13 protein-coding genes are annotated in these 15,974 nt (G+C 61.1%); all 13 read right to left on the reverse strand.

The window, feature by feature from the left end:
- Nucleotides 1-18: 18 nt before the first annotated feature.
- A complete protein-coding gene (locus AC07OT_RS01060) occupies nt 19-1,020 on the reverse strand; it encodes an HAD family hydrolase (protein WP_495107172.1) in 1,002 nt (333 codons plus the stop codon).
- Nucleotides 1,017-2,066, reverse strand: coding sequence for a hypothetical protein (locus AC07OT_RS01065; protein ID WP_495107173.1), 1,050 nt, complete (start codon nt 2,064-2,066; stop codon nt 1,017-1,019). The genes AC07OT_RS01060 and AC07OT_RS01065 overlap by 4 nt, the downstream gene beginning before the upstream one ends.
- A complete protein-coding gene (locus AC07OT_RS01070; protein WP_495107174.1) occupies nt 2,063-3,529 on the reverse strand; it encodes a vWA domain-containing protein in 1,467 nt (488 codons plus the stop codon). Before AC07OT_RS01070 ends, AC07OT_RS01065 begins: the two co-directional genes overlap by 4 nt.
- Nucleotides 3,516-4,502, reverse strand: coding sequence for a vWA domain-containing protein (locus AC07OT_RS01075; RefSeq protein ID WP_495107175.1), 987 nt, complete (start codon nt 4,500-4,502; stop codon nt 3,516-3,518). Before AC07OT_RS01075 ends, AC07OT_RS01070 begins: the two co-directional genes overlap by 14 nt.
- Entirely contained in the window at nt 4,489-4,944 is a 456-nt protein-coding gene (locus AC07OT_RS01080; protein ID WP_495107176.1) for a DUF4381 domain-containing protein, read from the reverse strand. Before AC07OT_RS01080 ends, AC07OT_RS01075 begins: the two co-directional genes overlap by 14 nt.
- Nucleotides 4,941-5,864, reverse strand: coding sequence for a DUF58 domain-containing protein (locus AC07OT_RS01085; protein WP_495107177.1), 924 nt, complete (start codon nt 5,862-5,864; stop codon nt 4,941-4,943). The genes AC07OT_RS01080 and AC07OT_RS01085 overlap by 4 nt, the downstream gene beginning before the upstream one ends.
- Entirely contained in the window at nt 5,861-6,835 is a 975-nt protein-coding gene (locus tag AC07OT_RS01090) for an AAA family ATPase (protein ID WP_495107178.1), read from the reverse strand. The genes AC07OT_RS01085 and AC07OT_RS01090 overlap by 4 nt, the downstream gene beginning before the upstream one ends.
- A gap of 41 nt (nt 6,836-6,876) precedes the next feature.
- On the reverse strand, nt 6,877-7,782 hold the full coding sequence (locus AC07OT_RS01095; protein ID WP_098479497.1) for a transporter: 906 nt from the start codon (nt 7,780-7,782) through the stop codon (nt 6,877-6,879).
- 65 nt (nt 7,783-7,847) lie between these two features.
- Nucleotides 7,848-9,248, reverse strand: coding sequence for a DUF1254 domain-containing protein (locus AC07OT_RS01100; protein ID WP_495107179.1), 1,401 nt, complete (start codon nt 9,246-9,248; stop codon nt 7,848-7,850).
- A gap of 13 nt (nt 9,249-9,261) precedes the next feature.
- On the reverse strand, nt 9,262-10,719 hold the full coding sequence (locus AC07OT_RS01105; RefSeq protein ID WP_495107180.1) for a DUF1254 domain-containing protein: 1,458 nt from the start codon (nt 10,717-10,719) through the stop codon (nt 9,262-9,264).
- Nucleotides 10,720-10,728: 9 nt separating this feature from the next.
- Entirely contained in the window at nt 10,729-11,520 is a 792-nt protein-coding gene (locus AC07OT_RS01110; protein WP_495107181.1) for a hypothetical protein, read from the reverse strand.
- 207 nt (nt 11,521-11,727) lie between these two features.
- Nucleotides 11,728-12,087: a response regulator gene (locus tag AC07OT_RS01115; protein ID WP_495107182.1), complete on the reverse strand. Its 360-nt coding sequence runs from the start codon at nt 12,085-12,087 to the stop codon at nt 11,728-11,730.
- Between the two features lie 264 nt (nt 12,088-12,351).
- Nucleotides 12,352-15,909 carry an Mcf1 protease effector domain-containing protein gene (locus AC07OT_RS01120; RefSeq protein ID WP_495107183.1) on the reverse strand — a complete coding sequence of 1,186 codons (3,558 nt, stop codon included), beginning with the start codon at nt 15,907-15,909 and terminating at the stop codon, nt 12,352-12,354.
- Nucleotides 15,910-15,974: the final 65 nt, after the last annotated feature.

Consider the following 15,974-nt stretch of genomic DNA (forward strand, 5'->3'; position numbering starts at 1 on the left):
TCCATCGCTACGTCTTGCTTATTGCACCTTCACTTGCACAGCCGGTTCGAAGGGGTAGATGCGGCGCCATTCGCTCGCCATGTCCACCACGGTCCAGTGCTGTGTCCTGGCCAGGTCCAGGGCCTTGTCCAGGCGCCCCACCTGAGAATTGCGGTCATAGGCCCACTCGCGCCGGGCATCGGTGTGATGCACCAGGCCCATCAGGCGCTTGCCCTGCCCAGCGGCGGTCCACTGCAGCATTTGCAGGTCGCCGTCGGAGTTGCCGAAGGCCAGGATCGGCCGGCGGCCGATGATCGAGTCGATGCTTTCCGGCTTGCCTGGGCCGTCGTCGTTATGCGCCAGCTTGGCCGTACGCAAGACCTGTGGCTGGCCGTCCTTGAGCTGGAACTGGGTGACAAAATTCGAGCCGATCACCTGTTCCGGCGGCACGCCATACACCTCTTCGGCAAAGGCGCGCATGAACGCGGTGTCACCACCGGAGACGATGTAGGTCTTGAACTGCTGGCTGCGCAGGTAGTCGAGCATTTCCAGCATCGGCTGGTAGATCATCTGCTCGAACGGCTTGCCGGTTTTAGGGTGACGGGCCTGTTTCAGCCAGTTTTTCGCGTTATCGATAAAGGCTTCGGTGCTGACCCCGGTGTGGGTCGCGCCGATGATTTTCAGCAGGCCGTCCATGCCGCTGCGGGCCAGGGCCTGATGGTCGTTCTCAAGCACGGCCTGGAAGGGCTGGGTGGTCTTCCATTCCTGGTGCCGGGGCGCCAGGCGCTTGACTTCATCGAAGGCAAACAATACTTCGAAGTACGCCGGTTGCTCGGTCCATAGCGTGCCGTCGTTGTCGAACACGGCGATGCGTTCGGCGGGGTTTACATAGTCCTTGGAGCCTTCGATCGTCACGGCCTGGACGAACTCGATGATCTGTTTTTTGCTCGGGCCTTCGTTCCATGAGGGCAGCGGGTCGGCCGCGAGGACGGGCAGGTTCAACAGAAGCAGCAGGGGCAGGGCAGAACGCAGCGACGTCATGGGAAGTCCTTTTCGTGACGAGGGTTCAGTGCAAGCAAGCGTAGTCGACGACACACCCAACGCAATGTCGCGCACAGCGTTCGCCACAGCGGTGGAACACGTGGCCACAGGCCATGTAGCAGGTAGCCGGCCAGCACCAACAGCACCCCGGCGGCGATCCACACCATCCACTGCCGCGACAGCTGCCAGCGGCTGTGCTGCCCGAGGGCCTTGAGGTCCTCGGCGACGGAAAACGTCGGCGTGTAGGCGCTCGCCGCCTGGGCGTCGAAGGTCAGCGCCGGAAGCTGCGCGAGTTGCAGGCGATGGTGACGGCTGTCCCACCATTTCACGCTGATCGCTGGCAGGCTGAAGTGACCGCCCTGTTGCACGCGGTACACCAACCGATCGATACGCTGGCCGCCGGTAATAGCACCCCGGCCGTCATCCAGATTGCTGATGATCGGCGCTTGCGGGTACAGGCGCAGGCCACTGACATCTGCGGCACTGGGGGGTGGGAGCGACAGCGCGGGGGTGTCGTCGGCTTGCAGGGTCAGGGTACGCGTGAGGCTGTCGCCGACACGCAGGCCGGTGGCCGCCAGGGTCTGGCTCAGGCGCAGGTCGCTGGCAACCAGCACGGGTTCGCCGGGGGCAAAGCCTGGAGGCTGGGTGGCCTCGAACGTCAGCGGCGCACTCTGCGCACTCAGGGGCGCGCTGGCCTGGCCGGGTTGGGCGCTGACGGTCAACGCGGGCACCGTGAAACGTTGCGCCACGTTTGGAGTGATTCGGTACGCGTAGCGCATGCCGTAGAAAGTCTTGCCGTCGATCACCTGGGTGGTGTGCTCGGCCTCACCGCCGGGCGCTTGCACGCGTGCGCCGTCGAGTTTGAGCGGCGGCAACGTCGCGGCGGCGGTGAACCAGGTGTCGGTCAGTACGTCGACCTGGACTTGCAATTGCTCGCCCACCACTACGGACGCACCCGGTATCAGCTGGGCTTGCACCCGCAGTTGCGGCTCGGCCGCCCATAACGGTCCCGCAAGCAACAGCAGCACGGCGCAATAACCCTTCATGGCTGCGTCTCCTGATCCTGCAGGCTGAATTTGCGCCGCAAAAACGTGGCCGGCGAGGTGGTCAGGTTCTGCAGCCACAACGCATCGTTACGGGCTTGCTCGGTCTGGATCGTCTTGCTCTGGCCTTTGCCGGATGCCTTGTCGAACTTGACCTCATCGGGCTTGGCCTCGGGCGCGTTATTCGCCGCGCTCTCGGTGTCTTTTTTCAGCGCGATGGCCAGCGCGAGGTTGGCGCTGGCCTCGGGAAACACCGGCTGCAACTGCAACGCGTGTTGATAGGCGACGATGGCGTCATCGAACTTGAAGCGGCGCACGTGGATATTGCCCAGGTAGAAGGCGGCCGGCGCGGTGTCGAGGGTCGCGAAGGTGGCCTGGGCCAAGTCGTAGTCGGCGGCGTTGTAGGCGGCGATACCTTTCCAGTACGGGTCGACAAACAGCGCCGCCGCCTCGGGGTAGTGGTGGTGCTCGAAGGCCCAGCGGCCTTGCTGGTCCGGCGTGAGGAACGGATTGGCCTTGGCCTGGGTCGGTTGCAGCAACACGCCCAACAGCAACACGGCTGTCCAGTTCAGGCTCCAACCCCGCCGCACGCTCAACAGCGCCAACAGCAACAGCGGCCAGCACAGCCAGTAACCGGCGTCTTTCCATTGCAGCAGGCGCTGCTGCTCGTCGGCGTTCTGGAAGTGCACCTGGGCGTGCAGTTCGATCCAGTCGAGGTCATCGTCATTCAGCGTAAGGCTGCCCAGCGGCGCGTCAGTGGCCGAGGCCAATGCCTTGAGCGTGGGACTGCTACCCAGGGCCAGCACCAGCACTTGCAGCGGGCTGTCGGCCAGATGCTGCTTGAGGCTCGGCAATTGCGCGGTGTCAGCGCCGTCGGTGACCAGCAGCAGCGTGCCGGGTGCGTTGTCCAGCAAGCGCTTGGCCTGGTCGATCACGGCGGCCACATTCTTGCCGGGCTGGCTGATCAAGTCGGTGGCCAACGCCTGGATGAACGTGTCGAGCAATGCCGGGTCATCAGTGGGTGGCAGTACCAGGTGGGCGCTGCCGGCGTACACCAGCAGCGCAGTGCGTGCGCCTTTGCGCCGCTGCACCAGGTCGTGCAGCGTGTGCTGGGCCGCGCGCAGGCGTGTCGGCGGCACATCGGCGGTGTCCATCGAGGGCGACAGGTCGACGGCGATAATCAGCGGTGCGCGGTTTTCGAGGAAGTCCGGGCGATCCTGTTCCCAGGTCGGCCCGGCAGCGGCGATGGCGCCGAGCATCAGCAGGGCGCTGAGCACGTGCACCGGGCGCAGGCGATGGCGATCTGTAGGAGTCAGCAGTAAGTGCGGCAACAGATGGGGCGCGATATTTGCGCGCAGGCGCCGCTGCCAGTCGCGGCTGCGCCGCCAGATCAACGGCAGCAACACGCCTACAAGCGCCAGCAGCAGCCAGGCGGGGCGCAGGAAATGGAAGTCAGCGAGATTCATCTGCGACCCTCCGATGCGGCCAGCCGGCGGCGATCAGGTGATACAACGCCAACATCGCCAGCGCCGCCGCCAACGGCCACCAGAACAGATCGCGCTTGGGCTGGTGGCTCAGCGTCTTGACCTGATGCGGGGTGATTTTATCCAGGGTGGCGTAGACCTGGGCCAGGCTGTCACGGTCCTCGGCGCGGAAATAGCGGCCGCCGGTGGCCGAGGCAATCGCTTGCAGCGCGCTCAGGTCGACCTTGGCTTCGCCGCTGGCCTGCGGGTCGCCAATCGCAATGGTGTGGATTATCACGCCCTTGGCGGCGGCCATGTCGGCGGCGTGGTCGGGCGGGATTTTGCTGCTGGTGTCGTTGCCGTCGGTGAGCAGGATCAGCACTTTCTGCGGCTCATGGGCCTGGTCCAGCAGCTTCAGGCCCAGCCCGATGGCATCGCCGATGGCGGTATTCGGCCCGGCCATGCCGATGCCGCTGTCGTCCAGCAGCAGCGCCAGGCTGGTGTGGTCCATAGTCAGCGGCGCCTGGGGATAGGCGCCGCTGCCGAACAGGATCAGGCCGATGCGGTCATCCTTGCGCTGCTGGATAAAGCCATGCACAACCTGCTTGACGGCGGCCAGGCGATCGATCCTGTGCCCGTTGGCGTCGTTGAAGTCCTGGGTTTCCATGGATTGGGAAATATCGATGGCGAGCATCAGGTCGCGCACCGGTTGCTGACGTTCGATGGGCTTTTCGACCCACACCGGGCGGGCGATGGCCGCCACCAGAAAGGCCCAGACCAGCACGTTCAGCAGCAGTTGGGCGCGATTGTGCTGCGCGCCGCCGTTGGACGGTACAGCGCCGATGGCCTGGGTCATACTCTTGAAAAACGGCACACGCACGGCGCTGCGGGCTTCACGGTAGTGCGGCAAATAGCGGTAGGCCAGCCATGGCAATGGCAGCAACAGCAACAGCCAGGGGTAATCAAGCTGCCACATGGTGATGCTCCACCCAGGCTTTGCACTGGGCCAGCAAGTGTTCGTCCGCCGGCGCGGTGCCGTAGGCCAGTTCAGCCAGGCGCTGGCTGAGATCATCGGCCACGGGGGCACCGGCATGGCGTTGCAGGAAGGCTTGCCATTCGACGCCACTCAAGGTCGGCACGCGCTGGCGTTCCTCTGCGCCCAGCGGCATCGACAGTGCGACGCGCTTGAGCAGTTCGGGCAGCTCGCGCATATCCTGCAGGACGTTCAAGCGCGCCAGGGCTTCGCGCCGATACGCATCCCGTCGCCAACGCAGCCACCTGCGGCCGGCCAGTATCAGCACACCCAGCACGAGCGCGCCCAGCAGCACGCCCCAGCCCCAGGTCTGCGGCCAATAACTGACCGGCGCAGGCAAGTCCAACTCCTGGAGCTGCTCGATACTCGGCACCGACGTGGTCACCGGCGTTTCCCCAGCGCGCTGCGCAATTGATCGGCGGCGGGCAGGGCGGTGCTGATCGCCAGCAGGGGCACCCGACTGCGGCGCAACAAGCTCGCAACCGCTTGCAAACGCCCGCCGAGAAAATCGCCCAGGGGTTGGCGCACCTGGCGCCGGCTCACCTGCAGCGCAACCTGCAACTGGCCCTGGGTCACGAGCAATTGCCCGCGACTGGGCACGTTGAGCGCCAACGGGTCGTACACTTGCAGCGCCACCACATCGTTGTGGGCAGACAACTGCTGCAGCAACTGCGCCGTCCGCGGCCCGGCACCGGCGAAGTCACTGACCAGGCAGATCAAGTGATCGTGGCCCGCCAGCGCCAGGCACTGTTGCAAGACCTTGTCCAACTGGTTGTCACCGTCGACGTCGGCATTGCTCGCCGCTAACGCGCCATTCTGTTCGGCGATACGGCTGCACAGCGCCTCCACACGCTTGCGGCTGCGCAACGGCGCGACACTGTCAATGCGTACGTCATTGAACACCAGGCCGCCGACCCGATCCCCGGCGCCAAACACCATCCACGCTGCCAGCGCTCCCACTTCGGCGGCGACCGCCGACTTGAAGCTGCGCGCCGAGCCAAAAAACATCGACATGCGCTGGTCCACCACAATCAGCGCCGGGCGGTCACGCTCTTCGGTAAAGGTGCGCACCACCGGTTTGCCGGTGCGCAGGGACGCGCGCCAGTCCAGATGGCGCAGGTCGTCTCCCGCCTGGTAACGGCGCAGCTCGTCGAAATTCAAGCCGCGCCCGCGCAGGCGTGAGGCATGGTTGCCGGCCAGGATACTGCCCTGGGGCTGGCGCGCGACAAAACTCAGGTTCCGCACCTGGCATTGCAAGGCCATCAGTTGCGCCAGGCTGACGTAGACGAAGCCATCGGCGTTCATGCGGGGATCGCCACTTTGCTCAGCAGGCGGTCGAGTACCTGATCGGCGCTGACACCATCGGCCACGGCGTCGTAGCTCAGTTGCAAGCGATGACGCAGCACCGGGTGCGCCACCGCCTGCACATTCGCCGGGGTGACAAAGGCCTGGCCCTGCAACCAGGCGTCGGCCCGCGCGCAGCGGTCCAGGCCGATGCCACCCCGGGGGCTGGCGCCGAGGCTGATCCAGCGCGCCAGGTCGGCATCGTAGTCGGCGGGGTGGCGAGTGGCGTTGATCAGATCGACCAGGTAACGGTCGATGGCGGGCGACACTTGAATGGCGCCGACCTCTCGGCGGGCCGTAAATATCACCTCCTGTGCCAGGGTAAAACCCACGACGACCTGGGCTGAAGCGGCTTGTTCTTCTCTGCGCAGCAGGCGCAGCACCTGGCTTTCATGCTCGGCACTGGGGTAGTCCAACAGTACCTTCATCACGAAGCGGTCCATCTGCGCTTCCGGCAGCGGGTAAGTGCCTTCCTGTTCAATGGGGTTTTGCGTGGCGACCACGATAAACAGTTCCGGCAACGCGTGACTGGCGCCGGCCACGGTGATTTGCCGTTCTTCCATGGCCTCCAGCAGCGCCGCCTGGACCTTGGCAGGGGCCCGGTTGATCTCGTCGGCAAGGATCAGGTTGCCGAACAGGGGGCCAGGCTGGAAGCGGATCTGGTTCTGGCCGTCGACCTGGTGCAGCACTTCGGCACCGGTGATGTCCGAGGGCAGCAGGTCAGGGGTGAACTGGATACGGCTCATTTTTGCGTCCAGGTGCCGGGCCAGCGCCTTGACCGTGCGGGTCTTGGCCAGCCCCGGCAGGCTTTCGAGCAACAGGTGCCCATTGGCGAGCAGGCCGATCAGGATCTGGCGGATCACGTGTTCCTGGCCGAGGACACTCTCGGCGATGCTGGCCTGCAGGGCTGTCAAATCGTTGAGCGCGGTCATGGCAATCATCCTTGAGGCGTTTCATGGCGCAGCGGTCGTTGTCACCATACGTACTGCAGGCGCAAGGTCCAGGTGTTCACATCCGGCGAGCCGCGGCGCTCGGAGACCGTGTCGGAGTAGGCGAGCAATCCGCCGAACTGCGGTGACAACATAAAGCCCAGGCTGGCACCGAGCAGGCCATTTTCCTGTTTGTTGTCCTGCCAGTCGCCGTCTATGCGGCTTTCGCCGCCACGGCTATAGGTCGCGTCCAGGGATGCCCATAGTGCGCGGTTGAGGGTGTAGCTGTAGTGGCCTTCGATGGCGTACAGCGGCTTTTGCTCAAGCTTGCTGTCGCCGTGGTAGTCCTTGTTGTCGCCGAACAACGAGACCCAGGTGTTGATCTCCAGCCAGGTCGGACCGATCGGAGTGCCGAAGCCCAGCTCGGGCTTGACTACCCAGCGGTTGGAACCGATGTTGATTACGCGGTCCTTGTCGTAGTCGCCGGTGGGCGCGGTGATCCACAGCGCTCCGGTGAGGAAGGTCTCGGGTTTCCAGCTGGCGAACTCCTCGGCGGTCAATGCCGGGCCGCCAAAGATGTTATGCGCGAAGACCACCTGGGCATCGCCCATGCCGCCGTTGTGCTTGGTGCCATCGAAGAAGCGCGCATTGTCGAAAGAGGCCGAGACATCGGCATACGGCTGGATGAACTGGATGGCGCTGTTGCGTCCATCAATGCCAAACGAGCGGGCGTAGCGAAACAGATAGAGGTCGGCATTCAACGACAGACCCGTGATCGGCAGCGTGGTGTCGATGGGAGTATTGGTGTCGACCCGATTGTAGTAGCCGAACACCATGTTCAAGTCGGTGGGCGTGTTCTGCCAGTCCCTGGCGTTATCGGCAAATCCCAAGCCTGGCACCAGGGCCAGTGTCGAAGCACAAACCGCACTCAGTCGGGCACGTGAAACCATGGCACTACTCCTTGTCGGCCTGATATCGGGATGTCACGTGCCCGGTCGCAACCGGACGCGTTGTGTTATTTAAGCGGCGTCAGGGGCGGCAACGTCCATTGACCGTTACCCACCTCAGGCTTGGGCAGGTAAATCCGCAGTACCGCGTAAAACGGACCGGGTGGGGCCGGCAGCCAGTTGCTCTGCTCGGCCTTCGGTGGTTCGTGATGCTGCAACGCCAGGGTCAGCCCGCCGTCGGCGTCGCGCTTGAGGCCGGGCAACATGTGCGAGTTGATCAGGTAGCGTTTCTTGTGGTTTGGCACCAGCAGCTTGGTCTTGGCGTCGTACATGGTCAGCGACCAGAACGCATCGGCCGGTGGCAGTTGGTCCTTGGCGAAGTGCACGGTGTAGCTATGGCGTGCCCCATTGGCGGGCTTGCCCTCGCTGTCGACGAAGTAGCTCAGGTAGGCGGCTTCATCGCTGGAGTTGCCGAAAATCCCCATGTCGGCACCGGCATAGCGGTACAGGTAGTTATTGTTCAAGTGCTCGCGACTGCCGAACAAATCGCCGCTGGAAACCTGATGGGTGTCGACCTTGTCCTTTTTGAACGCGGCAAACTCGGCGCGGGCATCGGAGATCCCGTCTTCCAGGGCCTTGCGCTGTTCCGCGGTCAGCTGGTTGACCTTGAAGGGCGCGCCTGGCGCGATGCCGATCCTGGCAAAGCGCGCGAGCAGGTCTTTTTCACTGTCCTGGGGCGCCGCGAAGGCCAGCATGAAGTTCAGGTAGCGAAACAGCTGCGGGCCTTCGGTCATGGTCGCCATGGGCTTGGGCCATGCCACTTTCGCAGCCTTGGCCGGCGCGGCTTGCTTCACGTAGCTGCTCAGGGGCTGCACTTTGTAGCCGTTCTGGATCTGCTTGACCTTGTTCAGGTCCTTCTCGTCGAACAACTGCGTACGGTAGAGGGCATAGGCGATGTTGCTTTCGCTGTACACCACCCGGTCCACGTTGACCGGTTGCTGACCTTTCCAGTCAGGGCCGGCGATCATGTAGTGGCCGCCATTGTTGCCGGTGCTGCGGGTGCCCAGGTAGGCAATGTTCTGCGTATAGAGGTCGATCAACTGCACTGAGTAGTAACGGTTGTCTTCGATCTTGGGCAGGGTCAGGACCTGGGGCTCGCTGCGCAGGTCCAGCCAGACGAACGAGTAGGGCGTGTCCGAGTTCGGGGTGACGAAAGCGGTGTCCTTGGGCGTGAAGACCTGGGCGGTGTTGCCGATGTGGTTGAACGGTGCCTTGAAGTTGGCACCGCCCTTGTCGACGGCTTGGGTGTAGAGCGTCTTGTACATTTCCACCACCGGGTAGCCATACAAGTAGGCTTCCTTGGCAATGGCCCGGGCTTCGCTGGGGGTTGCGGTGAAATCGGCCCAGACGCCGGTACTCATGAGTATCGAGAGGCTCGCCAACAGCAGGCGCGTCGGTTTTCTGATCATGTTGTTGCGTCTCTTAGGGAACTGGGGTGATGTCGTCGAGTTTCCAGCTTTTATCGAAGTAGGCCTCGGTCGGCGCATACAGTCGGAAATAGCTGAACCAATGTTTGCCGGGCAGAGTTTGCACCCAGTTGCGCTCGAAGTCTTTTGGCGCGTGCGGTCCGAAGTAAAGATCGATGGATCCATCGGGATTTTTCTGCAAATCCTGGCGTGAAGATAGGTCGGCCTTGCGTTGCGGGTTGTCGATCAGGCAGCGGCTGTCGATGTCGTAGACCGTCATCGACCAGAATTGCCTGGCCGGTGGGTTGGCGCCCACGTGCAATTTATAGTGCTTGCCGCCGTCGAGCCACTGACCGTTTTTATCGGTGTAGGCACCCAGGTAAGTCTGGCCGAGCCCCGGTGTTTTCGAGACCATACCCTTGGTATTGGTGACGGCCTCATAGAACCAGGCGCTGCGCTCCCAAAGCTGGTCGTAATAGCCCAGGCGCTGGGAGGGCTCGGCGATATTGAGCACGGTGTCCCATTGCCGGTCCTTCCAGTATTGGGCCTGGGGGAAACGCTTGGCGAACGCATTGGCCTTGGCGATCAGCTCGCCCATCTGCACACCTTGCTCCAGGGCCTGGCGCTGGTGGTCGTTGGGGTTGAACGGGCGGCCTTTTTCAATACCCAGGCTGGCGAGCATGGCCATGTAGAACCGGTCACGTTCGTTGACCGGTTCTTTTTGGATGATCCCGTGCAGGCGCTGCCAATAGGCCATGCCCCGTGGCTGGGTGCCGGACCAGGTTTTTCCACCCGGGGACAACAAACGGGTCGGCCCGGGTTTGGCGCGCTGGGCGTAGGGGTACATCTTGAATCGCTCAACCAGTGCCTTGCCCTTGGCCTGGTCGGGGTCCAGCACGCGGAACCCGACCAGTATGTTCATGGTTTCTGATTTGGCCACGTAATACGTGTCTGCATCGGCAGGGGGCTGTTGGCCTGGAGGTATCACCAGGTATCTGCCGCCCTTGCCTTGATCCGGGCCGGTCTGGCCCATGTCGATAATTGCGCGTTGCCAGAAATCGCCAATGCCACCAGCGGTGGGCCCTGGCGGTAGCTCAATCACCAGCGGGCCGGTCTCATTCAGGTCGACAAAGCCGAGGATATAAGGCGTGGTCGCGTTGGCGGTGATCACACCGAGTTTGTCTTCGTAGCTATTGAGCACCATCAGGTCGCCACTTCGGGCACCCAGTTTATGGCTGAACTCTTCCTGCCACTGAGCGTAGGACACCAATGGCAACGCCCACAGATAACTCTGGGTTGCCTGTTGAAAGTCCAACTCGCCAAACAACTTGGCTATTTCACTGCGCGCCGGTAGCTCACCTTCCATGGTGATCGCCCCGATGCGGGTCTCCAGGGCCTGTGCCTGCACGCCCGCAGCGCAGCCCGCCGACAGGGCCAGGAGGCTGAAACCGGCATTACGAAACAAAGCGTTCATGTAATTTCCTTATTTTCCGAACGTGACGTTGATCCCGGCAAATACGGTGAACTGCGGCAGGCCCTCGCCCTTGCGGGCCACTGTCCACTGCGGTTCGACGAAGGCATTGAAGATGTTGCTGCCGGTTTTCCAGGCCTTGCCGGCCCCCAATCCGATGGGGATGTAGTGGGTATCGTTTTTCAGGTCGAAGGTCCAGGTGCCGGTGGAGCGCAGGTACCAGCCCTTGGGCAGGTTGTGGATGATGAAGGGTTGGAAGGTGGCGCTTTCCACATGGGCGCGGTCGTGGTCACCGGCGAATGAACTCTGGTACTGCACCAGCGCACCCAGCAGGCCCCGGGGCGAGGAATCAATGGCGATGGCCGCCAGCCCGGCCTGCCATTTGCCGGTGCCCAATTCATCCTGCTCGGCGGTGGGAGCGGTGATCTGTGGGCCGATGCCCAACTGCACGCCATCGGTCTTGAGCAGGAAGATATCGAACAGGTTCAGGTCGCCGATACCGGTGCTGTAGCCATGGTGGGGATCCGGCCGGGTGCTGAGGGGCAAGGTGGCGCGCAGCAATTGCGGTACACCGATAAAGTCCGAAGGGGCGATGGGCAAGGTGCCACGCAACAGCAGGTCGTTGGTATGCACGTTGCTGTCGTACAGCTTTGGGGTGTAGTAGTCCTGCAGGTTAGCGCCTGGCGCCAGGTTCAACGGGTTGTTGCTTTTGTTTGCGGTATCGGCGTTATCCGCGAGTGCAGAAAACGCCGGCAATACGAAAACAGCCAGCATCGATGCCGGAGCAAGCGGTGACCTGAGCATGACGACTCCCCAATTCCATGGCGACTTACCCGAAAACGTCTTTGCGCTCGAGCTGTCCTGACTGACAAAGGCTGTAGGACATGTCGATTGAAGTTAGCAGGGAAACTCAGATGCGCTAGCGATCCGAATGAATCAGTTGTGGGCCGGGCAGTCATTCATCGCGGTTGGCGATAAAGGCAAGCGAGGGCGGCAGCAAGGATGCAGGACTCAGGCGAGCATCGATTTGACTTTGTCGCGCAATTGATCGATGGAGAACGGTTTGGCGATCACCTGCATGCCGGCAGGTACATCGATGTTCTCGGCATAGCCGCTGGCAAACAGGATCGGCAGGGTGGGCCGCACTTCACGCACCTTGGCTGCCAATTGCTTACCGTCCATATCCGGCAGGCCGACGTCGGTCATCATCAGGTCGAGGTGCTGCGCGGCATTTTCGACAATCTTCAAGGCTTCTTCAGCGTCTGCAGCTTCAAGCACCAGGAACTCCAACTCTTCGAGCACATCAACGATCAACATGCGCACGATGGCATCGTCTTCGACGACAAGGAGGGTGGAGGGGGCTGCGGACATAATGAGGGTTCCCGAAAAAATGGAGGTGCAGGTCTTTAGCGGTTGAAAGACCATTCTCTAATGAGTCGCGTCAATCTCGGCAAGTTCCCGCAGCAGGCGAGTATTGTGACGGCAACCGGTCAGAATGTCCCGTTCGGGAAAGAGAAGCAGGGGCATTTTTTGACTGACTGAGCATGGGCCCCATCAATGTTCGCCGCGCACCTACGCCTCACTCCTTCAAGCGAGGCGAGGAGGCTCAGCGGACTCAATGCCCGAAACCGTACTTCATAGCGGCGTAAAGACCAGATGCGCTACGGCCAAGTCGTCAACCTTGTCGTAAACCACGTCGCGAGAATGGAACTCACTGACGTTGTACTCGATCGTCCCGCGTTTTGTGCCATAGGGATTTCGTGTTGGGGCAGTCAATCCGCTACTTAACACTTTATCCAATCCCTCTTGCATGGATTGCAATGTTTGAAACTTTACCAATCCCGCGTTTGGGTCGTAGAAAAACCAATCCGTAGTCCCATCCTTGACCCTGATGCCGGCAATTAATCCATGGTCTTTTTCACCGATTCTGAGTGTCTTCGATGTAGGGGAGTTGGTGAGATCCTCAATGATCTGCGCGACATTCAATTTCTTGAAGGGTTGATCTAAGTGATAACTTATCTTATGACCAGCGACGTCCTGGAAAGACCTCAGCGTCTTGATGAATTTTTGCGATTGCTGCGTGAGCGGAGAGGCCGCTGCGCGGTAAAGATTCGTCAGGAATAGATCCTCCTTTCCTTGCTCGATAGCCATGGCCATCGTATTTGCCATTGCGGCGCATTCGCCCCGTGACGCGGGGTCGACATGGGCGAGGTAGTGATGCTGTGAGGCAGGAGTCAACTGCACACCCGGAGCCTTGACGTCGGCATTAAGCAGTTGAGAGGCGTACTTGGCTTCCTCAATTGCCTTTAATTTTATTTGCTTGGCGAGTATGCCAATCTCCTCCGCTGTCAGGCTTGGGTCGGAAATCAGCTCGATGAGACCACTGCCGCTGATATTGGAATGGTAATTACGAAGTTTTGTCACTTCCCCATGGTCGTAGCCGCGATTAAAGTCGGAACGATTCTGCGGCTGTTGCGCCCGTTCCAGGTTTTGCTTGAACCCCTCATGATGAGACCCGTTCAGAGGGGTAGCATCGTTGATAGTTGTCACCCTGCCATTAATGGGGGTGAAGTCTTGCAAGGGGGCGCCAAAGGGTTGCTGCTTGACCGCGTCGTACGCATACCAGTTCCCGTCCCGGTGTACGGCGATCCCGTCGATATTACCCTCGGCAGCCTTGAACGATCCGATGGTTGCGGTGCCGTATTCCTTGTTTGCGGCCTTCAACAGGTCATAGCTTCCGGATGCGCCACGCACCTTGTTGATCAGTACCTGCCCGGAATCGCCGAGAAATCTTGCGCCGCGCGTGGCGAGCTTGGCGGCTCCCGTCGCCGCGCCCCTCACTCCGCTCAACGGGTTGAGCGAGCTGATAAGGCTACTGCCGATGATGCGACCCGCCTGCAATGCCTTTACGGCAGCGGACGCCGAGGATGCAGCCACCTTGGCGAGCTTTGCGGCAGCACCGTAACCCATGGTCAGCAGCCCGAGAGCATCCAGGCCGAGGTCGAAAAGCCCGGCTTCATAGTCACCGTCACGAAAGTTGACAATGGCCGATCTCAAGGGAATCAAGTTGAGAGAAAACTGCTTGAGTCGCTCATCACTTTCTTTCTGCTGATCGAGTGTCGTGCTTCCCCTGGCTTGCTGCCATTGGTTCCTGATACCAAGGTGCTCAAAAAAAGCGCCTGCCAGGTCGTGTGTTCGGGTAGAGGTGAAACTCGATGGGGGACGAGAAGGGTCCTCCGGCGGCTGTTCTCGCTCGAGCCGGTCCTTGTGCTCAGGGTCGAACTTTTCTACTTCGGTCGATATATTCGCGTCGCGCCATCCACCCCGCGTAATGGCTGCCTCACTCTGTCGCTTGACGATGCGTTTGTTCCGGATATCGATCTCATAAACATTGACCTGGGTTTCTCCGTCAACCTGCCTTTCGGTTCTTACCAGCAATTCATTGAGCCTGGATTGGAAGGTGGCCGGGTTTATGAAACCCCTTCCAATCTTGTATTGATTGTATTGAAATAATTCGATTTTACCGAACTCCAGGTTTTTCCGATCTTCCAGTGGCAGCTCGGAAATCATGTGTTTTACCTGGGTCTGAATGCCTTCTTCGAGTGATTTGATCGCCGATTCGTATTGCTCTAGAAATATCCCATTGACGTTGAGCCGGGGTTGCTGATTGATCAGATCGATCGGAAGGTCAGGGTCGTCGGTTTTCCAGTTGACGTTGATGCCCATCATGGCCATGTCCAGCATCGAGTGCTTGCCATCCAGTTGCTTGGCTTTGTCATCGGTGACAGTTGAGAGACTTTTCGACTCAAAGTCCGTGCGCTCACCAAAATGCTCCTTGAGTTTTTCCAGGGCGATGGCTTTTCTACTTGGAATCTCGGCAGTGATTAATTGGGAGGCCTTGATTCTGGCGCTTAACTGCTCATTGAACGCGGTCCGGATGCTGTCCACTTCCTCAGGGGTGTAGAGGGCATCGTCCTTCTTTTCGACCAGACCATTGGACACGCCCCAATCCAGTAACAACGGCGTGATGGCGTGTTCCGCAGGACCATTCAAGGCTTGTGCGGCACTCATGACCTGGCCGTAGCTCATCTGCGATGCGGTCCCCGGCGCACTCGCTTCGACCTTGGCCACCGCAAGGCAGAAACTCACCCAGGCCTGGCTGCCGTTCACCAGTGTGTCGGGAATGTCCTTGACCAGGAACTGGGGCGCTGTGCGTGACAGCAACAGGTGGGTGGCCAGCTTGGCCGTGGCCGTCGTGGCCCTGCCTTTAGTCACCAGATGTTTACTGAGCCCCTGGACGATGGCTGACGGTGGCAGGCCCCAATAGTTTTGATGGCCCAAGTCAAAGCCGGCGATTGAATTTCTCACAGGCAACACGACGGACTCACGATCGAGACCGATGTGAAGGGCGGCCAACACGTAATCGCTGATACTGGCTGGCGTGGCGATACCATTCAGCCCGTCCTGGACCCCTTGCCCTATTGTCTGGGCCATCGGGGACTTGAGCAGGGTGTCCAGCGCCCTGGCCGGGTCTTGCAGTTCGACCTCCGAAAGAGCGCTGGCCTTGATAAGCGCACCCAGCGCCCCTTTGGCCAGCTCCGCCCGGAGTAAGGCGGGCTCGGTCCGGATATTGCCGCGCAGGATGCTGGACTCGACGATGACCCGTATCTTGTGCCGTTGTTCCTGGGTCAGGGGAAGGGGCCAGGATAAGCCCCCACCGAGATCACCCAGCGGCGGTTCCAGGGCGCGGGCGTTCGCGGCATCAGCCAAGTGAACCAGGTCGGCTCGGGTTTCAGGGATAGGTAAATCATGGTGCTTGATAAAGCTTTCCAGGTTGACAGTGGAGTCGCTGCCCGGAGCGCCGGACGCGTGAAAGGCCGAGTGTGGATCAATGACTGTTTGAGTGGTTTTCAAATGTGACAACACGGCGGCTGGAGCCGCGTCCTCTCCCAGGCTCTTCGTCACCTCGGTGAGCTGGTGCGCGAGGTTTTTCCAGTTCTGTGCGTTTGCCTGTGCGCGTGCTTGTGGTGAAAGAGGCAGCGACTCATCCGAGGAGCGTCGTGCAGGTGTGGAAGTTGGGTCGCTGTTTATGGACAGGGTGTTACCAGGGGTGGCCTGCGACTGAGCAGGCGTCGATGCAATGAAGTGATCTATAACCTGGGGCCGTGGCTGGAGGCTCAATGAGGATGCCATCTTCATTACCTTTGGTTGTTGGTCCTCCCTGGACCCGACTCAGACCTCTATTGAGTGTCGGGGAC

It is taken from the genome of Pseudomonas sp. GW821-FHT09C10 (assembly GCF_059418085.1).